Here is a 23,176-nt window from a genome sequence, read left to right as displayed (position 1 = left end):
TTATGTATTGTAAAAATTGTGGAAGCATATTACAAAATAATGCGAACTTTTGTCATGTTTGTGGAACAAAGGTAGATCTTGAGGATATCTTTGATGCTAAAGAGGAAGAAAATTCAAATCCTTTTGAGGCAGAAGAGATTACTCAAGAAGAACCAAAGGAAGAAAAGGATACCTTTAAAGAGGAACCTAAACAAACAAGCTATATTTATGGTGGCTATTATGGATATCAAGTAGACCCTGAGGAACAAAAAAGGCAGCAGGAGACTCTTTTAAGAAGAAGATCCTTTGTGTCAAGCTTAATTGGAACTATCGGTTCCTCTGCTTTATCCATCCATTCAGCACTAAACTATTTCTTTAATATTTTCTTACTGAATAGTCAATATAATACTGGCATTATTGGATATGATGTTTATCTTGAAGATGCAGCCCAGGTTTTAACATCTACAGGGATATATTTATTCTTAGCGATGCTAATGGGTTCTGTTTTAGGTATTATTGGCTTAGTTGCATCGAATAAAAGTAAAAATAAAAAAGGAATGATATTTGGTATAATTGCTGTAGTAGTTGCTGTAATTGCATTAGCATTTTCCATTTTATGCTTTATATATAGATCAAAGATTGTAGGTGCTTAAAATGAAAGAATTTAATTTCAAAGATTATAAGAAAAATGTATTTACAGAAATTAATGATACATGGGGAATTATTGTTGCAGGAGATAAAAATACAGGATTTAATGGTATGACTGTATCCTGGGGTGGTCTTGGAATCCTTTGGCATAAGCCCGTTGCTTATATCTTTGTAAGACATTCTAGATATACTCATGAATTCCTAGAAGATTCTAAATCTATTTCTATTTCTTTTTTATCAGACGAATACAAAAAGGCTAAGGGTGTATTTGGTTCTTTAAGTGGAAGAACTATCAATAAATTTGAAAATACTGGATTAACTCCAAAATATGATTCTGATACAAATACTTACTATATTAAGGAAGCAGATACTGTATTCTTACTTAAGGTAATTTATCAGACAGAAATTAAAGAGGAAGGAATTCCAGCCTCTGTTATGGATAGATTTTATCCAACTAAGGATATGCATACTATGTATGTATGTGAAGTTTTAAAATGCATGGAAAAATAATGTGAAGACATCTTTATTTGATAAAGAAAATCTATTAAAAAGTGGTTATCTCAAATTTCGAGATAACCACTTTTTCTATAGATTAATTATTTGAATCATCATGTTTTAGAATAGGAGAATATAAATCTACCCTTCTGTCTCTAAATACACCCCAAGAATATCTTTTCTTTTCAATTTCATCTAAATCAAAGGTATGAAGAATAAATCCTTCCTCAGTCCTATTTAATTCCTCTACCTTATTTCCTTCCTCATTCGCAATAAAGGAAGAGCCGAAGAAGGTCATAGAGGAATCTCCTTCAACCTCAGTACCAATTCTATTGGATGCAATTACGGGCATAATATTTGCTGCAGCATGGCCACACATTGTATTTTGCCAATGCTCCTTTGAATCCTTAGGTAAAACAGGCTCAGAGCCAATTGCAGTTGGGTAGAATAGCATTTCTGCACCCTTTAGTGCAAGAATTCTTGCAGTCTCAGGGAACCACTGGTCCCAGCAAATCGCTGCTCCAACTCTACCATATTTTGTTTTAAACACCTTAAATCCTGTATCTCCTGGAGTGAAATAGAATTTTTCCTCATAGCATTCTCCAGTAGGTATATGGCTCTTTCTATATAAGCCTAAAACTGTACCATCAGCATCAATCATAGCTAAGCTGTTATAGAATACATTACCAGCTCTTTCAAAGAAGGATAGAGGTAATACAACATTATATTTCTTAGCAATTTCACTAAAATGCTTAATGTATGGATTATCTTTAAATTCATAAGCTAATTTAAAATAATCATAATTTTCCTTTTGGCAAAAATAAGGTGCCTCAAATAATTCCTGTAATAGAATAATATTAGCGCCAGCTTTAGCAGCCTTCTCAATCATTAAATCCGCCTTTTTAATATTGTTTTCAATATCCCATGTAATGGACATTTGTGTAGCAGCAACAGTTACTTTCATGATATTCTCCTTTAAATTTGCATAGTTATACAGTGGATATTACCACCAGATACTAATATATTTCTTGATTCAATTTGATATATTTTCTTACTTCCTTTATAGAAATTATTTAATATATCATATGCTTCTTGATCTTCCTTAACATTAAATTTTGGAAGAATGATAAAATCATTACCCATATAGAAATTTACATAGGAGGCTGCAAGCCTATCCCCCTCAAGCCTTGGCTTTGCTCCATCAATAGGCTTTATTTTTAAAGCCTCATCCTTAGTTAATCTTAAATATGGATTTGGAATATTTACTAAAATTACATTAATTTTATTACCTAATGCGGTAGTTTCATTTTCTAATATCTTCTTAGCTTCCATACTCCATTTATATTGAATATCCTCTTTATCCTTACTTGAGGCAAGTAAAATAGTATTTTCATCTAAGAAGCAAGCCATATTATCTACATGCTCATTAGTTTCATCATTATATATTCCATGAGGAATCCATAATACCTTATCAATATTTAGCATTTCCTTTAAATGATTTTCAATTTCTATTTTACTCAAATTAGCATTTCTACCTTTAGATAGTAAGCATGCTTCTGTAGTAAGTAATGTTTTAAACCCGTTTGTATGGATAGAACCACCCTCTAATATAAAATCCTTATCGCTATAAAATTCTATATTTAGCATATTTGCAAGCTTTTCCCCTAAGAGATTATCATCCTCCCAAGAGGAGTATAAGCCATCAATCTTACCACCCCAAGCATTGAAGCCAAAATCAACAGCTCGAATAGAGTTATCCTTTTTTAAAAAGATTAAGGTATTATCTCTTGCCCAGGAATCATCATAATCTAGCTCATGTATCGATACATTTTCCATATGTAAGGAAGAAATATCATAGGAAACCTTAGGGCTTTTTATGACATATACATGCTCATGATGCGCTATTTTAGATATTATATTTTTGAATTCGTCAAATGCCTTTAACCCTTTATCCTCCCAAGTATCCTCCCTATAAGGAAGAAGAATAATGGTTCCTTCATGCTTTAGGCCTTCAAAGGGAAATATAAAGTTATCCTTTTTTGGATTAGTCATCGAATTTATCCTCCACTGCACCTCTATTTGCTAAATATTGATCATAATCAACAGTAGAAACCGTTAAATCATCATAATCCATCAATACTGTTGCGTTGGTCTTTTTATATTGCTTAATGCGATCAATAATGGATTGATCGAATACCTCTCCTGGAATAATTAGAGGAATTCCTGGAGGGTAAATCATAATAGATTCCTTTGAAATTAATCCTAAAGCATCATCTAAAGGAACTCTTTTTAGTGGTGCTTGGTATGCAACTCTCGGACGCATTACCATCTTAGGGAATGGGGAATCATAATGATATTTCGGGTAGGTTCTATCAGAAACATAATATTTCGTAGATATATCCTTTAATGCAGCAATCAGATTATCTAAATGAAGCTTTTTTGTACCAATGGCTAAAATACCTAAAATAACATATTGCTCAGCTAGCTCCATTTGTACATTGTATTCATCTCTTAAAATGTTATATAATTCAAATCCATTTATCGTTAAGCTTTCAAGCTCAATAACAAGCTTTGTATTATCGTATGCATATTCACCATTGCCAATAAAATAATCATTACCTCTTGCCTTAAATCCTGGAATCTTATTGATTTCATCTCTAGCGTAATCACCAAGCAGAAGAATTTCATCCAGTTTATCCTTACCATGAATAGCCATATATTTTCTTGCGCTATCTAAGGAGGCAATAAGTAAATTCGAAGGAGAAGTAGTATTGACAACCATTAAAGCCTTAAATATATCATAATGGCTGACCCTATTTCCCTTTCTAAGTAAGATAGATGCTTGTGTCAATGCACCAGCAGTCTTATGCATCGATACGGCAGATAAATCAAAGCCTGCATCCATCGCAGAAATTGGTAAATTCTTAGTGAATCCTAAATGAGCACCATGTGCCTCATCCGCAAGACATAGCATACCATTCTTATGGGCAAGCTTAGATAATTCCATCAAATCATTTACTGCACCAAAATAGGTAGGATTAATTACAAAGATTGCCTTTGCATTTGGATGCTTTTTAATGGCATTTTCATAATCTACGATTCTAGGCTGATTGGATATTTCCAAATTCTTATCAAAGGAAGGCATTACAAAAACAGGAATTGCTCCGGCAATAATTAACGCATTAATTACAGATTTATGTACATTTCTTGGTAAAATGATTTCCTCATGAGCCTTAACGGTTGCCATAATCATAGCAAGTATTCCACTTGAGGTACCATTGATTAAAAAGAAGGCCTCATCTGCGTTATAGCAATCTGCAGTTAGTGCTAAAGCCTCACGAATGACTCCACTAGGGTGATTTAGATTGTCAAGCCCTCTTGGTGCGTTGACATCCGCAGTATAGGTTAATTCACCCACAAAATCCTTAAAATCATTTTCTGCATTACCCATATGGTGTCCTGGAACATCAAAAGGAGATATTCCATCCTTGATATATGACTTTAATGCATCTAAAAAAGGAGTTTTATTCTGATCCATTTTAAATTCCTTCCCATAGATATTAAAAATATCTATATCATGTATAATAAACAAAGTAATTATAGATTAAAATTCGGAAAAATCAATATGTTTTAACTATTTTTTGAATATTATTTTATACAAAAGAGAAGCAGAAAAAAAGATTATCTTTCTCGATAATCTTTTAAGCGCTAAATTTGTTTTTAATTTCGCTAGCAAGAAGTATTCTATCCTTGCCTAAAACATAGGAAAATTCATCTAAAATAAGCTTTTCTCCATCTCTCATGCATTGCTCATCAGATACATGAAGCTTTCTACCTTTATTCTTTAATCCTAAAGCATGTGTATGGATGCTTTTCATCATCTGTAAGATTTCTTTTCTATTGCCTGCTTTAATAATATCTCCGAATTCTTTCTTTCTTTGATTGTCATTTTCAATCCAAATCGTTTCTAAAAATGGAATCTCTTCAATAATAGCTTCAATTTCATTTGAAGGAAGTAAGGAATGAATTCTAGATAGCGTAATAGGGTTTTCTGCGGGTACTGTAATTTTTGTTTTTGTATCACTTAATGGTACCAAAACAAAATATTTTGTATTAACCCCATTGAAGAATCGTTCCGTTTCTTCAGTGATTGTACAAATTCCATAAAGGGTATAAATTACAATATTCCCTACACTATACATTTTTCTCACTCCTTCCAAAAAGTACTTATTATACTCTAATTATAACACCAAATCAATAAAAAATCTAATTTTTTTTAAAATGAAATATTTTGTTTTATTTTGGGTTGTTATATAATGATTAAGGAGTGGTGAAAACATGAGGATAGATAACTATAATGATTTCAAAAAATTCATAGAAAATTTAAATACAAAGCCTAGATTATTGCTTCATGCATGCTGCGCTCCATGCTCAAGTCATTGTCTTTTTTTATTGGAAAAATATTTTGATATTACCATTTATTATTCGAATGATAATATCTATCCAAAGGAAGAATTTGACTTAAGATTAAATGAAATAGAAAGCTTTACATCAAAGCTACCCTTCCCTGTTAAGGTATTATCTAGTGGATATAATCCAGAGGACTACAATAAGGCAGTAGAAGGATTCGAGTCCTTAGGTGAGAAAAGCACTAGATGCTATCAATGCTATTTGGAAAGATTAGAAAAAACTGCAATAAAATGTAAAATGGAAGGCTATGATTATTTTACAACAACCCTATCGATATCTCCTTATAAGATTTCTAGGTGGATTAATGAAATAGGAAATAATTTGGCTATAAAATATGGCATCCAATATCTATATTCTGATTTTAAAAAGGAAAATGGATACAAGCATTCTATAGAATTATCTAAGGAATATGGATTATATAGACAGGATTATTGTGGATGTAAATACTCCATTAAAGAAATGGAGGACAAGAAGAAAAATGAAAACAAGATTCAATTATAAGGTTCATAAAGATTCTTCCTTAAGAGAATATTTATTATCCTTTTATTTGTCAAAAACAAAGATTTATAAGCTATTTCAGAATAAATGTGTCTTTGTCAATGGTGAGGTAAAAAATGAAGGTTATAAGCTTAAAAAGGATGATATTGTATCTATAGATTATGATGAAGAAATTGATCTAAAGCCTATAGATAAGGATTTAGATATTGTTTTTGAAAATGAATATTTCCTAATCGTCAACAAGCCATCTGGAGTTATCATTCATTCAGAGGATGAAGAAACATTATCGAATTATGTCGCTGGATATTATAAAAAAATGGGCTATCATTTAAGTATAAAATATGCGCATAGGCTAGATAGAGATACTACAGGTATCATCGTATACTGTAAGGATATGCTCACGCATGCCTATATGAACTATTATATTTCTACGCATGATATTAAAAGAGAATATAGATGCTTAGTTTTAGGATATCCTAAGGAGGAATATGGAAGATTAACCTATCCAATAGGTACAAATAGGCATGAGAATTCAAAAATGGTAGTTTCCAAAAATGGTAAGGAAGCTATCACGAATTTTAGAGTATTATATAAATATAAGGGTTATTCCTTAGTTAAGGTCATTCTAGAGACCGGAAGAACCCATCAAATAAGGCTTCACATGTCTCATTATGGTAATCCGTTACTTGGAGATTTATTATATGGAGGGCAACAAAATAGAATAAAAAGAGTTGCTTTACATAGCTATAAAATAGAATTTATTGACCCATATTCAAAAGAGATGAGATCCTTTATTTGTGATGTGCCTTTTGATATGAAAAGGCTCATTAAGGAGGAATCCTAATGAAAAGAAAATTATTATTTTTATTATTGCCATTAATCCCTATTGTAATAGGTATTATCTTTGCGATTTATTATTCTATACCAAGATTAGAATATATCTATAATGAAGAATATAACGGATATTTAGTGTCCTATGCTTATGGAGATAATAAGGAATATGAAATTCCAAGTAGCTATAAGGGTATGAATGTTGTAGGATTTTCTACAAGAGCATTCTATAGACATCATAACCTAGAAAGAATTACCTTTGAAAAGGAAGAAAATATCCGATTTATAGGTAGACTATCCTTTTCGGAATGTGAAAACCTAAAAGAAATATCTATAAGGTATGCAAGTATAATAGAGAAGAATGCCTTCGCATTAGATTTTTCCTTAGAAAAAATAGAATTAGAGGCTAAAAATATTGGAGGTAGTGCATTTTTTGAATGTAGATCACTTAATGAGGTTACCCTAAATATGGGAGTAGAATCCATTGGAAGCTATGCCTTTGGTGGATGTACAAGCCTTAAAGAATTACAAATTCCAAAGAGTGTATATAACATCTATGATCATGCATTTAATCGCTCTGGGTTAGAGGTATTAAATGTACCATTAAGCTTATCAAGCAATGCTTATTTAAAATCTTTAGATTATGTAAAATATTATTAGGAGGGCATCATGGAACGAAAGCCAATTTTAATTTTAATTGCAGGTGGTACTGCAAGTGGTAAAACGACGGTAGTAGATAAGATTATTAAATCCTTTCAAAATAAGGATGTATCTGTAATCTGTATGGATAATTATTATAAGCAAAGGGATGAATTAACATTCGAGGAAAGAAAGAGAATTAATTATGACCATCCAGATGCTATCGATATGGATCTATTAAAAATGCATATTCGTGCACTTATGGATAATAGAAATATTGATTGTCCTGTTTATGATTTTGCTAATCATAATAGAGATAAAACAAAAAGCATTAAAATTAACCCTGCAAAGGTTATCATCATCGAAGGTATTTTGGCATTATATGATCCGGATATAAGAGCCTTAGCGGATATCCAAATCTTCGTTGAATCGGATGCAGATGTTCGTTTCATCAGAAGATTAAAAAGAGATATGGAGGAGCGCGGAAGAACATTGGATAATGTAATTAGCCAATATTTAACAACAGTTAAACCAATGTATGAGGCGTATGTAGTTCCTACAAAAAGATTTGCAGATATTATTATTCCTAATGATACAAAGCATGATATAGCAATAGATATTCTATCTACCAAGATTAAAGATATAATTCGTTAGAATAAATGTAATCCTTTATTGGAAATTAAGAGCAAAAGAAAAAAGCGACAAGAAATTTTTGTCGCTTTTCTTAATATCTTCCCTTACTTAATATCCTTTACGAATGCCTTATAAGCTAAATAAGCCTCATAAACATCCACCTTAGATACAACCTCGCATGGAGCATGCATAGATAATACAGGTACACCAGCATCCATTACATGCATGTTTTGGTTACCCATGATGTAGGCGATAGTTCCACCTCCACCAACATCAATTCTACCAAGCTCTGCCGTTTGATAGTTAATATCATTATCATCCATTACCTTACGTACATCTCTTACGAATTCAGCAGAAGTATCGTTGCATCCAGATTTACCTCTTGCGCCTGTGTATTTATTGAAGGTAATACCGTTACCTAAGTATGCAGCATTCTTAGCCTCAAATACAGAAGGGTAAAGTGGATCATAGCCAGCAGAAACGTCACTAGAAAGCATTCTAGTATTAGACATTGCACGTCTTAGCTTTAAATCATTATAGCTTCCTTCCTTTGCAATCATTTCAGCGATAACAAGAGAATACCACTTGGACTCTGCACCGGTTGCACCTATAGAGCCAACCTCTTCCTTATCCACTAAATAAGCACAAATGGTTCTTTTAGAAGTAGAAGAGTCTAAGATTGCACGTAAGGATGTATATGCACATACTCTATCGTCATGACCATAGCCAATAATCATAGAGCGATCAAGCCCTAAATCTCTTGCAGGACCTGCAGGGACGATTTCTAATTCTGCAGATATAAAATCTTCCTCCTCGATATCATATTTATCCTTTAATAGCTTTAAGATATTTGCCTTAACCTGATCCTTTTCCTCACCCTGAATAGGCATATGACCAATCGTTAAATCTAAATCCTCTCCATCAACTGTCTTAGCTGCAGGCTTAGATAGTTTATCTTGTGCTAGGTGTGGCAATAAATCTGTGATACATAATACAGGATCTGTATCATCCTCACCAATATTAACCTCAACTGTGATACCATCCTTTTTGCATACAACACCATGAATCGCAAGATTTCTTGCAACCCATTGATACTTTACGATACCACCATAGTAGTGTGTATCTAGCATAGCAAATCCATTCTTTTCATATAATGGATTTTGTTTAATATCTAATCTTGGAGAATCAATGTGAGCACCTAAAACATTTAAACCATTTTCAAGTGGCTCCTCACCTATGATAAATACACAAATATTCTTTTCTCTATTTGTTGCATATACCTTATCACCAGGCTTTAATGTTTCAAATTCACTTAATTCCTTAAATCCATATTTTTCTGCTAATTCAACACTGAATTGAACAGCCTCTCTTTCTGTTTTACATAAAGATAAAAATTCTTTATATTCCTCGTTGAATTTCATTAATTCAGAAAGCTTTTCGCCATCATATTTTTCCCAGGCATTTTTTGCGTACATATATAATTACCTCCATACATTTTATTATTATATCATAATAAAATATCGTTTTTAAAGTGGTAAATGCTATATCTTTATGGTATACTATAAACGTTTATAAATTTTGAAGCAAAGGAATGGTGATTGTCGTGGATGATAATAAGGAAAGACTTCAAAAGGTTATGGCTTCTTGCGGTGTTGCCTCAAGAAGAAAATGTGAAGAAATAATTAGCCAAGGTAGAGTTAAGGTAAATGGTAATGTCGTTTCTGAGCTTGGCACTAAGGTCTCTAAAAAGGATGTCATTGAGGTGGATGGTAAGGTCTTATTTAAGCAAGAGCATGTGTATTATGTATTAAATAAGCCTACAGGTTATTTAACTACCGTAAGTGATACCTTAGGTAGAAGAACCGTCATGGATTTACTTGATCCAGAAACAAAGAAAACGAGAGTTTTCCCTGTTGGTAGATTGGATTATGATACCTCAGGAGTATTACTTTTGACCAATGATGGTGAATTATCCTATAGGCTTACGAGAAGCCAAAAGGAAGTAGAAAAGGAATATCAGGTAAGAGTTAGTGGAATCATTGATCAGCCTGCAGTTACAAAGCTAATTAAGGGTGTTCTGATTGATGGAGTTATGACCAAAAGAGCTAAGGTGGAAATTTTAGAGCTCAATCGTAAAAATGATTCCTCACTTTTAACAATAACGATTACAGAGGGTAGAAATCGCCAAGTAAGAAAAATGTGTGAGACGGTAGGCTTTCTAGTAAAAAAGCTTAAGAGGGTATCCTTTGGCGGAGTTACCTTAGATGGACTTGGGGTTGGAGAATATAGGCCGTTAAAACCTCATGAAATAAAGAAATTATATAGTCTGTAGCATTTACAAAATAGATTATTTTGTGATAAAATAGTACAAGTAGAGGGTTGGACTTTAATATGAAAAATTTTGTTGTTGCCATTGATGGTCCTGCAGGTAGTGGAAAATCCTCCATATCAAAGCTCGTATGTAGTAAGCTTGGCTTTACGCATATTGATACAGGAGCAATGTACCGCGCAGTTACACTTGAGGCGTTGAAAAGAAAAATTGATGTAGAAAATGAAAACGAATATTCCTTTATCGATGAAATTGATGTCGTTTACAAGGATGGAAAGGTATTCTTAAATGGCGAGGATGTGAGCGGGTTTATTCGTACATCTGAAGTTACAAATAATGCATCAGCGGTTTCTAGGGTTAAGGCAGTAAGAGATAAGATGGTCGATTTCCAAAGAGAATGTAGAAATTATGGTAATATCCTAATGGATGGAAGAGATATCGGAACTGTTGTATTCCCTGATGCAGATTTAAAGGTGTTCTTGACAGCAACTCCTGAGGAAAGAGCAAAAAGAAGATGCAAGGAAAATGTTGCCTTAGGTGTTGAATCCGATTACAATACAATCTTAGAGGAAATCAAGGCAAGAGATTATAAGGATTCTAATAGAGCTATCGCTCCTTTAAAGAAGGCATGCGATGCAATTTTAGTTGATACAACAAATATGACAATCGATGAGGTTTGTCAAGAAATTTTAAGACTAATTAATGAGAGGTTGAATGAAAATGGAAAATAAGGATTTCGAAAAGTTATTGGAAGAAAGTTTTGAAAAGAAAATTAAAAAGGGAGATAAGGTAACTGGTGAAATTGTTTCCATCATCGATGATAAGACAATTGCTATTTCCTTAGGTCAATTTACAGAAGGTATTATGCATCTTGACCACTATACTAAGGATAAGAATGTAGAATCCTTTAAGGGCTTAGTTAATGTTAATGATACTATTGAGGCTACAGTTACATCTGTAACTGAGGAGCATATTTATTTATCTCATCTAAATCAGCTAGCTGAAGAAGAATTTAAGGCTTTTGAGGGCTTAAAGGATGAGGATTCCTTAATTAAGGTTACTGTTCAATCTCTGGCTCAAAATAATGCCGGATTCGTTTGTAAATATAATGGAGTACAGGCATTCTTACCTAAATCTTTAGCAGGCTCTGCAAAGGTTGGTGATACTCTAGAGGTTAAGATTATTGAGGTAGATGAGTCAAGAAAGAAGCTTGTTGTATCTCGTAAGGTAGTTGAACAAGAGGAATATCAAAAGAATCGTTTAGCTGAATATGAAAAAATCAATGTTGGTGATGTACTAAAGGGTAAGATTATCAAGGTTGAAAAATATGGCGCTTTAGTTAAATTTGAATATATTACAGGCTTACTTAAGGTTTCTGAGGTTAGCCATGATTTCATCGATATCACTAAGGAACTTACTGTAGGTGATGAAATTGAGGTTAAGGTATTAACTAAGGAAAACAACAAGCTTGAATTATCCAGAAAGGCTTTAGTAAAATCCAATTTCTGCTTATTTGCCGAATCTCATACTGTAGGTGAGGAAATCACTGGTAAGGTTTCTAACAAGCTTCCTGCTGGATTATTAATTGAGGTTGCACCTAAGGTTAAGGGTCTATTACATAGAAGTGAATATTCTCATAACCCTAACGATAATTATGCAAGCTTTGTTAAGATTGGCGATGAGGTTAAGGTTGCTATCCTTTCTATCGACTTAGAAAAGGAAAGAATTGCCTTATCCAGAAAGGCTTTAATGGATAATCCTTGGAAGGATGTTACTGCAAGTGTTGGGGATAAGGTTGAAATTACAGTTAACGAAATCGTTTCTAAGGGCTTAAGAGTTAGTGCCTTTGGCGTTGATGGCTTTGTACCTATTTCTGAGGCTTCTACAGAAAGAATTGATGATTTAACAAAATATTTCAATGTAGGAGATAAAGAAACTGCAGAGGTTATTGAAATTAACCCTAAGGAATGGAAGCTTAGATTATCTATTAAGAGAGTAAAAAGAGCTGAATTCGAAAAGGAATATGCAAAGCATATGAAAGCAGAAGATGCTACTACAACCATTGGTGATGTTGTAGCAGACGAATTAAAGAAATAAAATAATTTATTAAAATTGGTGGTGAATACTTATGTTACCTAAGGTGGCGATTGTAGGTAGACCAAATGTCGGTAAATCTACATTATTTAATCGTATCATTGGTACTAGATTATCCATTACTGATGATCAACCAGGTGTTACGAGGGACAGAATTTATTCTAAGGCATCCTGGCTTTCAAAGGAATTTTTCTTGATTGATACAGGGGGCATTGAACTTGGAGATGCTCCCTTTTTAACAGAAATAAAGGCACAAGCGGAAATCGCAATGGAGGAAGCGGATGTCATTATTTTTGTGGTTGATTGTCGTAGCGGAGTTACAGATGATGATACATATATTGCAAAGCTTCTCTATAGAACAAATAAGCCGGTCATTTTAGCTGTAAATAAGGTGGATGACCAGAAATTTAGAGAGAATATCTACGACTTTTACGCATTAGGCCTTGGTGAGCCGATTCCTGTATCCTCCTCTCATGGTATTGGTACAGGTAACCTATTAGACCAGGTGTTAGAATCCTTACCAAAGAAGACTATGGAGGAGAAGGATGATGCCATTCATTTTTGTATGATTGGTAGACCAAATGTCGGTAAATCCTCTTTGACGAATGCATTATTAAATGACAATAGAGTTATCGTATCTCCAATTGAGGGAACAACGAGAGATTCTATTGATACACGCTTTAAGGCATACGATAAGGAATATGTAGCTATCGATACTGCAGGCTTAAGAAAAAGAGGAAAGGTATATGAAAACATTGAAAAATATTCCGTCATTCGTAGTGTAGATGCAATCGGTAGAAGTGATGTTGTATTGTTACTTTTAGATGCCGGAACAGGCATAATTGAACAGGACCTACATGTAGGTCAATATATTGAAGAATACAATAAGCCTTGTATTATTGTAGTAAATAAGTGGGATCTTGTCGAAAAGGATTCTAAGACTATGCAAAAATGGATTGATGATATTCGTGGCTATTATAAATACTTAGACCATGCACCGATTGTTTTTTTATCCGCAAAGGAAAACAAGAGAGTACAAACTCTATTCCCAGCCATTAATCAGGCCTATGATGCATATCATAGAAGAATTCAGACTTCTGTATTTAATGATGTAATCATCGATGCTGTGCAAATGTTCCCACCAAGTGAATTTAATGGTGGAAAGCTTAAGGTTTATTATGGATCTCAGGTTGGTGTAGAACCGCCTACCTTTAGTTTATTTGTAAATGATCCAAAATTCTTACATTTCTCTTATAAGAGATATTTGGAAAATCAAATTCGTAAGAATTTTGATTTCTTCGCAACCCCAATTAAAATTGAATTAAGAAAGAGGGACTAATTATGAATGTTTCCATTTTAGGTGGAGGTGCTTGGGGTACAACCTTAGCACAGACATTAACAGATAACGGCAATTTCGTTGTTATCCGTGACATCAATCCTGATTTTATTGATAAAATCAATCAAGAGCATGTACATCCATTCTTTGGAATGTCTATTCCTCAAACCATTCGTGCGACATTATCCTTATCAGAAACCTTGGATTTTTCGGATGTTGTTGTACTTTGTGTGCCTACAAAGGCTATGCGTATGGTATTAAAGGAAGCGAATACATTATTAAAAAGAAAAACTCTATTCATCAATGTAAGTAAGGGTATCGAGCCTGAAACGTCCTTGAGAGTTTCAGAAATTGTAGAAGAAGAAATTGATGAAAAATTTTTAAAGGGTTATGTTGCATTATCCGGCCCATCTCATGCAGAGGAGGTTATCCTAAGAAAGGCAACAGCGCTTGTTGCTGCATCAAAGGATTTAGAATTAGCCTCCTTTGTACAAAAGCTATTCTCGAATGAAAAATATATGAGAGTATATACATCGGATGATGTTATCGGTGTTGAGGCTGGTGGTGCAATGAAAAACGCCATTGCGATTGTTTCTGGAGTTGCATCTGGTATGGGACTTGGAGAAAACGCAAGAGCTATGCTCATCACAAGAGGTATTAAAGAAATTGTTTCTATTGTTCTTTCTTTGGGAGGCAAGATGGAAACCGTTTATGGTTTATCTGGCATTGGAGATTTAATTGTTACTGCATCGAGTATGAATTCAAGAAATTTCCAATGTGGATTAAAAATCGGTAGAGGTATGTCTGTGGATATGGCTATGGGCTCAATCGTACAGTCGGTTGAGGGTGTTCGTGCCATTCATGCGGGCCATGAAATTGGTATAAAATATAATTTAGAGCTACCAATTATCGATGAAGCATATCAGGTTGTGGAAGGAAAGCTTTCAGCTAAAGAAGCCTTACATAACCTATTAGCTAGAAGCCTTAAAACCGAAAAATATTGGTAAAGGGGAAAAATTATGGTAAAGTTTAGAGTCATCACAGATTCCTCTTGTGGAATCTCCCAACAAGATGCAAAGAAGCTTGGCGTTGTGGTCTTACCTTTAACTTTATCCTATAAAGGAAAAGATTATTTAGATGGAATCGATATTACTACCGATGAATTCTATAAAATGGTATTTGAAGAGGAAAAGAAGGAAGGCCTATTACAACAGGTAAAAAGCCATTTCAATGTGAATAATCCAATCAAAACATCTATGGTAACACCCGTCGCATTTGAAAATGCGATGAAGGATGTCATTAAGGATGGATATATTCCTGTTGTGCTTCCTATTTCTAGTGTTTTAAGTGGTACTTATAATAGTGCTTTAATCGCAAAGGATTCTTTAGAAAATGAAGAAATTTATGTGGAGGATTCTCATACAGCCTTAGGATCAGTTAAGGTAATGATTCTTAGATTAATTTCGCACGAATATGAAACCATAAAGGATGTCTTAGATGATATTCATTATATGGTTAAGCATATCAATTTCTATGCTGTCCCAGATACACTAGAGTATTTATATCGTGGAGGTAGATTATCTCGCCTTTCAGCAACGGTTGGAAATATTTTACAGCTAAAGCCTGTAATAGAGCTAGATAGGGCAGGTAAGCTAATTCCAATTTCTAAGCAGCGTGGTTTAAAGCACGCATTTATGAAAATTAATGATTGTATTAAGGAATTACCAATTAATAAGGAATATCCTTTTGAATTTGGTTATTCAACAGAAATTAAAAATGTAGAAACCATGAAGGAATATCTTAAGGATCAATTACCTACGGATTGTGAAATTCATCAGATTTCTCCAGTTGTAGGTGCTCATGTAGGTCCTGGTGCTTCCGCATTCTTCTATATTTCAAAAAAAGAAGTTCCAGATTGTAAATAAAAGGCTTTCAAAATAATTTTATATGAGTAATGTTGAAAAGCTTTATTTCTTATGATACAATATTTTCAAATTAATAATTAGAGGTAGCAGTGTATCAAAGTACTATACGGAAGGGGCACCTTAGGAAGTATAGGAAAGGTAACCACTGCCGAATAGCTATAAAGGCATTTATAGGCTATGGGGATATAGGGAATACCTATATCACTCCTGCAATTTTGCAGAGGCGCTAATAAAATTATACCAATTTGACATAATAGAGCGCCTAGGCGCTCTTTTTTATTGATGAAACAGGAGGATTTTTATGGAAATTTCAAAGGTAGATGTAAGATATTTAAAAGAAAAATATGGCACTCCACTTTACATTTATGATGTAGCACATTTAAAAAGAAACATGGAAGGATATTTAAAATATTTCAAATCGAATGAATTTGAAACAGAGGTCTTATTTGCCTCAAAGGCATTCTCCGTTAAAGAGGTCTTAAGAATTGCTAAAGAGGAAGGTATGAGCCTAGATGTTGTATCTATGGGTGAATTATATACTGCATTAAAGGTGGATTTTCCAAAGGATAGGATTTATTTCCATGGAAATAATAAAACTATAGAGGAATTAGAATACGCAATATCTATTGGTATTGGAATAATCGTTGTAGATAATTTAATGGAATTATATGCCATTGATGAAATTACAAAGAAACTATCTAAAAGTATTCGCATTTTAATTCGTATGAATGTAGGTGTTGAGGCCCATACACATAAATTCATTGTCACATCTCATGTGGATTCAAAATTTGGCGTTTTATATAATTCAGAGGATTATAAAGAGATGCTCGAGGTAATTAAGAAGAATCCTTTAATTAAGTTCAAAGGCTTCCATTCCCATATTGGCTCTCAAATCTTTGATTTAAATGCCTTTAAGGCAGCTTTAGAAAAGCTACTTAATATAACAAAGGAATTTGATTTCCCACTTGTATTAAATATTGGAGGAGGCTTTGCAGTACATTATACAGATGAGGATAAGCCTATTCCATTTGATATTGTTTCTAAAACTTTAATTGAGGTTGCAGAAGAGGCCTTAAAAAAGACGAATATAAAAATAGAAAAGCTATGCATAGAGCCAGGTAGATCTATAGTTGCTGAAGCAGGATATACGTTATATACCATTGGCTTTATGAAGAAAACACCAAATAAGGAATACTATTTTATTGATGGAGGTATGACGGATAATATTCGTCCAGCTCTATATCAAGCAAAATATGATTGCGATATTGTTGGGAAGGAAAATGAAGAAAAAACTGAGGTTGTAACCATTGCAGGTAAATGCTGTGAAAGTGGAGATTTAATTATTGAAGGTGCAAGGCTTCCAAAGGCAGCTATAGGTGATTTATTAATCACCTACACAACAGGAGCCTATGGATATTCTATGAGTTCAAATTATAATAAGGCATTAACTCCAGCGGTTGTATTTGTTGAGGATGGTAAGGATTATTTAGCTGTAAGAAGACAAACCTTAGACGAATTAATTGAAAGGGAAGTGTAAAAAATGATTCATGTAACAAAATTACATGCATCAGGGAATGATTTTATAATAATTCCCTTTGATCCATATGTTATGGATTATGCACATCTTGCTTTAATGCTATGTGATAGGCATCTTGGGGTTGGTGCCGATGGGCTTTTAGTAATAAAGGAAAATCCTTTAGAAATGATATGCTATAACCCTGATGGATCTAGAATGCCTATGAGTGGAAATGGCCTTAGATGCTTTGCAAAATATTGCCATAGCCATAATCTATTTAAAAAGAATAAAATAGATGTTATTACAGGTATTGGAAGAATAACTGTAGAGCTTTTAAAGGAAAGACCATTTAGCTTAAGGCTTGAGCTTGCAAAACCAATATTCAATAATTCTATGATTGGTGTAGATGATGAATTAAATTGCTTTGGTAGAACGATAAGAATTAGGGATCGATTTGTAACAATCTATTCCTTATTTCTAAGTGATATACATACAGTAATCTTTGTGGATGATTTCTTTTCACCAATATTAGAATATGCAGAAGAAATTTCCAATTATTCTTTGTTTACGAAAAAGACAAATGTTGATTTTGTTCTAGTAGAGGATAAGGAAAATATAAAGGTTAAAACCTATGAAAGAAGAATAGGCTTTACGACATCCTCAGGTGATGGTTGTGCAGCTAGTGCTGTTGTAGCTCAAAAGCTTGGACTTACAAAAACAAATGTTTGCTGTCATGTAGATATGGATAGCTTAAAGGTAGAAATAACGAAGAAAGGTATAATATATGTTACAGGAGGAGCAAATCAAATCTTTGAATGTGACTTTAATGAGGAGGAATAAATTATGGAATTAAGGGGAAGTATTGTAGCACTTGTAACACCATTTAAGGAAAATGGTGATGTTGATTTTGATAAGCTTGGTGAATTATTAGATTACCACTGCGATAACAATTCTGGTGGAATTGTCATTTTAGGCACAACAGGGGAATCATCAACTCTAACCTTTGAAGAGGAAGAAAAGATGGTAGAATTCTCTGTAAAAAGAGTAAATAAGAGAGTACCATTAATTGTAGGCTCTGGTTCTAATGAAACAGAAAAGGCAGTAAGAATGTCCAAGAAGTATTCTATGCTTGGTGCGGATTTTGTACTTGTTATTACACCATATTATAATAAGACAAATGAATCCGGTTTAATTAAGCATTTTACTATGGTTGCTGATGCATCTATGTGCCCTGTAATTATGTATAATGTACCAGGCAGAACGGGTATGTCTATGAGCATACATGCTCTAGAGGTATTATCGAATCACCCAAATATTTGGGGTATTAAGGAAGCATCTGGTAATATGAGCTATGCTGCGAAGGTATCTCGTTTACTTTCTAAGGATTTCCATATGTTAAGTGGAAATGATGACATCATTGTGCCAATGATGTCTATTGGTGCAGAGGGTGTCATTTCTGTTTTAGCAAACATTGCTCCTAAGCAAACAGCTAAGCTATGCGCATTATGCTTAGATGAAAAATATAAGGAAGCAAATAAAATTCAAATGGATTTATTACCATTAATCAATAATTTATTCATTGAGGTTAACCCAATTCCAGTAAAGGAAGCAATGAATTATTTAGGCTATGGTGTAGGTGGCTATAGAGCTCCTTTAGATTATCTAACAGAATCAGATAGAAAAACCTTATGTAATGAAATTGATCGAGTAAAGGAGCTAATATTCTAATGAAGGCTTGTGTAGTTGGCTATGGCGCAATGGGAAAAATCATATCTTCCATGTTAGATGATGAATTAGCAGCGAATGTAGCACTTGAGTGTAAATATAAGGCTCTAGAAGAAGTAAAAGAGGATTTTGATGTCATTATTGATTTTTCAAATCCAGCAAATTTAGATATGATTCTTTCTTTTGTAAAGAAAACAAAAAAGCCAGTTGTTTTTGCAACTACTGGCTATAGTGATATAGAATTAGCAAAAATTCAAGAATTATCAAAAGAAGCTCCAGTGCTTCGCAGTGCGAATTTTAGCTTAGGCGTAATTCTATTAAATCGTTTAGTTAAGGAGGTTACTCCTATATTAAAGGATTCCTTTGATATTGAAGTGGTAGAAGCACACCATAATAAAAAGGTAGATTCTCCTTCTGGTACAGCGAAAATGCTATTAAAATCTATTACAGATGAAACAGGCTATACCATTCGACCTGGAAGAGATGGCTATTCTCCAAGAAGCAAGAATGAGGTTGGCATCCACTCCCTTCGTGGAGGCACTATTGTAGGTGAGCATGAGGTTTTATACTGTGGTGAGGATGAAATTATTTCCTTAAAGCATTCTGCGCACTCCAAAAAGATTTTTGCAGTAGGTGCCATTAAGGCTGCAAAATGGCTTTTAGATAAAGAGTGTGGCTACTATGATATGGAAGATGTTTTATTTGGAAAATAGATATAAATTACGCTCAAATTTCTGAGCGTAATTTTAATCTATTCTCTAGGATAATAAAATAAAAAACATCCTAATACATGTGTACGCGCTTTAAAAACACTCGTTTTAAAATTGCGTACAGAAAATGTTTTCACGCGTTGAAAACATATGTAAATAAGCGTATAATACAAGTAATTTATATTTATAACCTAGGAGAGATTTGTATGAAGACATATAATGTTGGAATTTTAGGCGCAACTGGAGCAGTTGGTCGTGAAATGTTAAAGGTTTTAGAAGAAAGAAACTTCCCTGTTGATGAATTAAGATTATTAGCAAGTGAAAGAAGTGTTGGTAAAAAGGTTACCTTCAGGGGTAAGAAAATAGAAATCAAGCTTGCATGCCATGAGGCATTTGGTGGTCTTGATATCGTACTTGGTGCTGCATCAAATGCCGTTGCAAAGGAATTCAAGGATGATATCGTTAAGGCTGGTGCTGTATTCATTGATAATTCAAGTGCCTTCCGTCAGGATAGTGATGTACCACTCGTTGTTCCTGAAATTAATGGGGAAGATGTATTTAAAAACAAGGGTGTTATTTCTAACCCTAACTGTTCTACCATTATTACATTAATGGCAGTAAAGGGAATCAATAAGCTTTCTAAAATTCAGGCAATGAATGCTTGTACATATCAGGCTACATCTGGGGCAGGTGCAGCAGGTCCTGTTGAATTAATGGAGCAAATGGAAGAATTAGATAAGGAATATAAAGAAACAGGACTCGTTCCTAATAAGGGTAATGTAGATGCAAAGGTATTCGCATACCAAATCGCTGGTAATGTTATCCCTATGATTGGCTCCATGAAGGATAATGGCTATACAACTGAGGAAATGAAGATGCAAAATGAAGGTAGAAAGATCATGCATCTACCGGATTTAAAGGTTACCTGTACTTGTGTTCGAGTACCTGTTGTAAGAAGCCATTCTATTGCAGTTACAGTATATACAGAGGATGTATTAAGTGTAGAAGAGGTAAGGTGTCAAATTGCGAAGGAGCAGAATGTTAAATTATATGATGACCCAAAAAACGCAATTTACCCAATGCCTATTGTTACATCCGATCAGGACATTACCTATGTTGGTAGAATTCGTAAGGATTTAATCCATGAGAATGGTATTACATTATTCTGCTGTGGAGATCAGGTAAGAAAGGGTGCCGCAACGAATGCAGTTCAAATCGCATTGAAGCTTGTCGGCTTAGATTTTTAGGAGGATTTTATGCTAGCAGTTACAAAATTCGGAGGAAGCTCACTTTCCAATGCTACTCAATTTTCAAAGGTAAAGAATATCGTTTTATCTGACCCCAAAAGAAAAATAGTTGTATGTAGCGCACTTGGAAAAAGAGATAAATCAGATACAAAAATCACAGATTTATTATATATCCTTCACGCACATTTAAAATTTTCAGTTCCATATCAGGATATTTGGACTATGCTATATGATCGATTCACAGGGGTTCAAAATGAACTTGGAATTGATTATGATATCAAAAGTGATTTAGATGCATTAAAGAATGAATTGAATAAATCTATTTCTGAAGAATATTTAGTATCTAGAGGAGAATACTTAACTTCAAAGCTAATGGCAGCCTATTTAGGCTATCACTGGGTAGATGCTAAGGATTTATTAAGATATAACTATGATGGAAAGCTAGATGAGCAATTAACAGAAAGAAATGTTAATTTAGCCTTCTCTAAATACGGAAAAATTGTCGTACCAGGCTTTTATGGTGCATACCCTAATGGCTCTATTAAGCTATTAAGTAGAGGTGGTTCTGATGTTACAGGTGCCATTTTAGCTAGAGCTTTAAATGCGACAATATATGAAAACTGGACGGACGTTTCAGGTGTATTATCTGCTGACCCTAGATTAGTTAAATCCCCTAAGGCAATCAAAGAGATTACCTATGCGGAATTAAGAGAATTATCCTACATGGGAGCATCCGTATTACATGAAGAAACGGTATTCCCTGTTCAGCAATTAAATATTCCAATCAACCTAAGAAATACAAATGAGCCTGAAAATCCAGGTACAATCATTCGTGAGGTTTGTGAGGATTCAACACAAACCGTTACAGGTATTGCAGGAAAGAAGGATTTCTGTGCATTTAACATCTTCAAGGATCATATGTCGAATGAGGTAGGCTTCATGGCTAAGACATTAGATATTTTCAAGAACTATGAGGTATCCATTGAGCACGTTCCATCTGGAATTGATTCGTTTTCTGTAGTTGTTCCATATTCTCAGGCTGAAAAATGCCAATATGAACTTGCCACAGAAATAAAGAAGGAGCTAGGTGCTGATGTAACCTTCGAGAAAGATTTAGCCCTAGTTGCAGTCGTAGGTAGAAATATGGCTAAACGTGCCGGTATTTGTGGCAAAATCTTCCAAGCCCTAGGTAATGAAAAGATTAATGTAAGATTACTTGCCCAGGGACCTGCAGAATTAAATATCATTATTGGTGTTTCTGCAAGTGATTATGAAAAAACTATCGCATTACTATATGATGCATTAATTAAATAAGAACTTTATGCTAATAAAGAAATCAAGCTTATCGAAATGACGCTTGATTTTCTTTTTATAATCTTGAAAAAGAAAGAAATGCCATTTATAATTGTTACGAAAGAAGGAGATATATATGTTATTTATAAGAAAGAATAAATATATTTTAGCTGTAGTACTTGGAATAGTTTCTATGGCATTAATGATTCCTAATATTACAGGAACGATTACAAGCATAAAATATTTTGCTGAAATGGGAGAAGATATTACATTACATCTATTACTTTTAATTGAATACATCTGTATATTTGCATCAGAATTAATATTTGTAATTATCGGTGTAAGAAGAATGATGGATAAGGTGCTATTCTTAACGGCCTTGATTCTATATTTTGCATCTTCTGGTGTATATTATATTTATGAAATATTCCTTCAAGGAGAGTATTCTTTAATTTTTAATTTAATGATGACTATACTTTGTATAGTAGCTGTATTTGTATCCTTAACGAATAGAAGATATGTAATATCTAGTATAATTTTATTATTAATTGAAGCTGCATTCGCTTTATCGGGCACATTTACAGGTTCAACAATGAGCTTAAGCTCATTAATCTTAATTGTTTTATTACTATTCTTTGTTTTGCTTTATAATAGTAATGTAGATGATATTAATTACGATACCTATAGCTAGAACAAAGGGGTAAATAAATTTCCCCTTAAGGAGCTTAGGCTCCTTTTTTAAGTGCTTCAAAGAACTTGAAGTCGCTTTGGTGTGTTCACACCTCTACGTAATAGATATTCTATAGTA

At 33.6% G+C, this 23,176-nt stretch carries 24 protein-coding genes; 19 read left to right on the top strand and 5 right to left on the bottom strand.

What is annotated here, in order from left to right:
- Nucleotides 1-2: 2 nt before the first annotated feature.
- Entirely contained in the window at nucleotides 3-632 is a 630-nt protein-coding gene (locus SPJ17_RS00870) for a zinc ribbon domain-containing protein (protein WP_321091834.1), read from the top strand.
- Between the two features lies 1 nt (nucleotide 633).
- Nucleotides 634-1,137 (top strand): flavin reductase, encoded by a 504-nt coding sequence (locus SPJ17_RS00865; RefSeq protein ID WP_321091832.1) that lies wholly within the window; start codon nucleotides 634-636, stop codon nucleotides 1,135-1,137.
- Nucleotides 1,138-1,219: 82 nt separating this feature from the next.
- Here the strand turns inward: SPJ17_RS00865 and aguB are convergent, their stop codons facing one another.
- The 4 genes from aguB to SPJ17_RS00845 all read right to left on the bottom strand — a co-directional run bounded on the left by aguB (nucleotide 1,220) and on the right by SPJ17_RS00845 (nucleotide 5,324).
- Nucleotides 1,220-2,086 (bottom strand): N-carbamoylputrescine amidase, encoded by an 867-nt coding sequence (gene aguB, locus SPJ17_RS00860; RefSeq protein WP_321091830.1) that lies wholly within the window; start codon nucleotides 2,084-2,086, stop codon nucleotides 1,220-1,222.
- Nucleotides 2,087-2,097: 11 nt separating this feature from the next.
- A complete protein-coding gene (locus SPJ17_RS00855) occupies nucleotides 2,098-3,174 on the bottom strand; it encodes an agmatine deiminase family protein (RefSeq protein WP_321091828.1) in 1,077 nt (358 codons plus the stop codon).
- Nucleotides 3,167-4,660 (bottom strand): aminotransferase class I/II-fold pyridoxal phosphate-dependent enzyme, encoded by a 1,494-nt coding sequence (locus tag SPJ17_RS00850; protein ID WP_321091826.1) that lies wholly within the window; start codon nucleotides 4,658-4,660, stop codon nucleotides 3,167-3,169. The genes SPJ17_RS00855 and SPJ17_RS00850 overlap by 8 nt, the downstream gene beginning before the upstream one ends.
- A gap of 163 nt (nucleotides 4,661-4,823) precedes the next feature.
- Nucleotides 4,824-5,324, bottom strand: coding sequence for a CarD family transcriptional regulator (locus tag SPJ17_RS00845; protein WP_321091823.1), 501 nt, complete (start codon nucleotides 5,322-5,324; stop codon nucleotides 4,824-4,826).
- Between the two features lie 136 nt (nucleotides 5,325-5,460).
- Between SPJ17_RS00845 and SPJ17_RS00840 the strand changes: the two genes are divergently transcribed.
- From SPJ17_RS00840 to udk, 4 genes are read left to right on the top strand one after another with little or no spacing between them, the layout of a single operon-like run.
- The gene (locus tag SPJ17_RS00840; protein ID WP_321091821.1) at nucleotides 5,461-6,093 is read left to right on the top strand and encodes an epoxyqueuosine reductase QueH; all 633 of its coding nucleotides are present in this window, start codon (nucleotides 5,461-5,463) and stop codon (nucleotides 6,091-6,093) included.
- A complete protein-coding gene (locus SPJ17_RS00835; protein ID WP_321091818.1) occupies nucleotides 6,071-6,934 on the top strand; it encodes an RluA family pseudouridine synthase in 864 nt (287 codons plus the stop codon). The genes SPJ17_RS00840 and SPJ17_RS00835 overlap by 23 nt, the downstream gene beginning before the upstream one ends.
- Nucleotides 6,934-7,581 (top strand): leucine-rich repeat domain-containing protein, encoded by a 648-nt coding sequence (locus tag SPJ17_RS00830; protein ID WP_321091815.1) that lies wholly within the window; start codon nucleotides 6,934-6,936, stop codon nucleotides 7,579-7,581. The genes SPJ17_RS00835 and SPJ17_RS00830 overlap by 1 nt, the downstream gene beginning before the upstream one ends.
- A 9-nt stretch (nucleotides 7,582-7,590) precedes the next feature.
- A complete protein-coding gene (udk, locus tag SPJ17_RS00825; protein ID WP_321091812.1) occupies nucleotides 7,591-8,214 on the top strand; it encodes a uridine kinase in 624 nt (207 codons plus the stop codon).
- 83 nt (nucleotides 8,215-8,297) lie between these two features.
- On the opposite strand, the gene SPJ17_RS00820 is transcribed toward udk, so the two are convergent.
- Nucleotides 8,298-9,668 (bottom strand): aminopeptidase, encoded by a 1,371-nt coding sequence (locus tag SPJ17_RS00820; protein WP_321091810.1) that lies wholly within the window; start codon nucleotides 9,666-9,668, stop codon nucleotides 8,298-8,300.
- Between the two features lie 128 nt (nucleotides 9,669-9,796).
- Here SPJ17_RS00820 and SPJ17_RS00815 point away from each other — a divergent pair, with 128 nt between their 5' ends.
- From SPJ17_RS00815 to SPJ17_RS00755, 13 genes are all read left to right on the top strand, one after another.
- Complete coding sequence (locus SPJ17_RS00815; RefSeq protein WP_321091808.1) at nucleotides 9,797-10,525, top strand: pseudouridine synthase; 729 nt, start codon at nucleotides 9,797-9,799, stop codon at nucleotides 10,523-10,525.
- 59 nt (nucleotides 10,526-10,584) lie between these two features.
- A complete protein-coding gene (cmk, locus tag SPJ17_RS00810) occupies nucleotides 10,585-11,253 on the top strand; it encodes a (d)CMP kinase (RefSeq protein WP_321091806.1) in 669 nt (222 codons plus the stop codon).
- Nucleotides 11,243-12,619 (top strand): S1 RNA-binding domain-containing protein, encoded by a 1,377-nt coding sequence (locus SPJ17_RS00805; protein WP_321091804.1) that lies wholly within the window; start codon nucleotides 11,243-11,245, stop codon nucleotides 12,617-12,619. Before cmk ends, SPJ17_RS00805 begins: the two co-directional genes overlap by 11 nt.
- Before the next feature lie 31 nt (nucleotides 12,620-12,650).
- Nucleotides 12,651-13,955 (top strand): ribosome biogenesis GTPase Der, encoded by a 1,305-nt coding sequence (gene der / locus SPJ17_RS00800; RefSeq protein ID WP_321091802.1) that lies wholly within the window; start codon nucleotides 12,651-12,653, stop codon nucleotides 13,953-13,955.
- 2 nt (nucleotides 13,956-13,957) lie between these two features.
- Complete coding sequence (locus SPJ17_RS00795; RefSeq protein ID WP_321091800.1) at nucleotides 13,958-14,959, top strand: NAD(P)H-dependent glycerol-3-phosphate dehydrogenase; 1,002 nt, start codon at nucleotides 13,958-13,960, stop codon at nucleotides 14,957-14,959.
- A 12-nt stretch (nucleotides 14,960-14,971) separates the two neighbouring features.
- Entirely contained in the window at nucleotides 14,972-15,877 is a 906-nt protein-coding gene (locus SPJ17_RS00790) for a DegV family protein (protein ID WP_321091798.1), read from the top strand.
- A 301-nt stretch (nucleotides 15,878-16,178) separates the two neighbouring features.
- Complete coding sequence (gene lysA / locus SPJ17_RS00785; protein WP_321091796.1) at nucleotides 16,179-17,414, top strand: diaminopimelate decarboxylase; 1,236 nt, start codon at nucleotides 16,179-16,181, stop codon at nucleotides 17,412-17,414.
- Between the two features lie 3 nt (nucleotides 17,415-17,417).
- On the top strand, nucleotides 17,418-18,233 hold the full coding sequence (gene dapF, locus SPJ17_RS00780) for a diaminopimelate epimerase (protein ID WP_321091794.1): 816 nt from the start codon (nucleotides 17,418-17,420) through the stop codon (nucleotides 18,231-18,233).
- 3 nt (nucleotides 18,234-18,236) lie between these two features.
- Complete coding sequence (gene dapA / locus SPJ17_RS00775; RefSeq protein WP_321091792.1) at nucleotides 18,237-19,121, top strand: 4-hydroxy-tetrahydrodipicolinate synthase; 885 nt, start codon at nucleotides 18,237-18,239, stop codon at nucleotides 19,119-19,121.
- Nucleotides 19,121-19,831, top strand: a complete 711-nt coding sequence (gene dapB, locus SPJ17_RS00770) for a 4-hydroxy-tetrahydrodipicolinate reductase (RefSeq protein ID WP_321091790.1) — start codon at nucleotides 19,121-19,123, stop codon at nucleotides 19,829-19,831. The genes dapA and dapB overlap by 1 nt, the downstream gene beginning before the upstream one ends.
- Nucleotides 19,832-20,034: 203 nt before the next feature.
- Entirely contained in the window at nucleotides 20,035-21,075 is a 1,041-nt protein-coding gene (locus SPJ17_RS00765) for an aspartate-semialdehyde dehydrogenase (RefSeq protein WP_321091788.1), read from the top strand.
- A gap of 9 nt (nucleotides 21,076-21,084) precedes the next feature.
- The gene (locus SPJ17_RS00760) at nucleotides 21,085-22,389 is read left to right on the top strand and encodes an aspartate kinase (RefSeq protein WP_321091786.1); all 1,305 of its coding nucleotides are present in this window, start codon (nucleotides 21,085-21,087) and stop codon (nucleotides 22,387-22,389) included.
- Nucleotides 22,390-22,504: 115 nt separating this feature from the next.
- Nucleotides 22,505-23,059 carry a hypothetical protein gene (locus tag SPJ17_RS00755; protein ID WP_321091784.1) on the top strand — a complete coding sequence of 185 codons (555 nt, stop codon included), beginning with the start codon at nucleotides 22,505-22,507 and terminating at the stop codon, nucleotides 23,057-23,059.
- Nucleotides 23,060-23,176: the final 117 nt, after the last annotated feature.

Origin of the sequence: Anaeroplasma sp. (assembly GCF_034179385.1) — a bacterium.
Lineage (GTDB): Bacteria > Bacillota_I > Bacilli_A > Acholeplasmatales > Anaeroplasmataceae > Anaeroplasma.
Note: the sequence above shows the minus strand (reverse complement) of the source record. Positions and strands in the feature narration are given on the sequence as shown.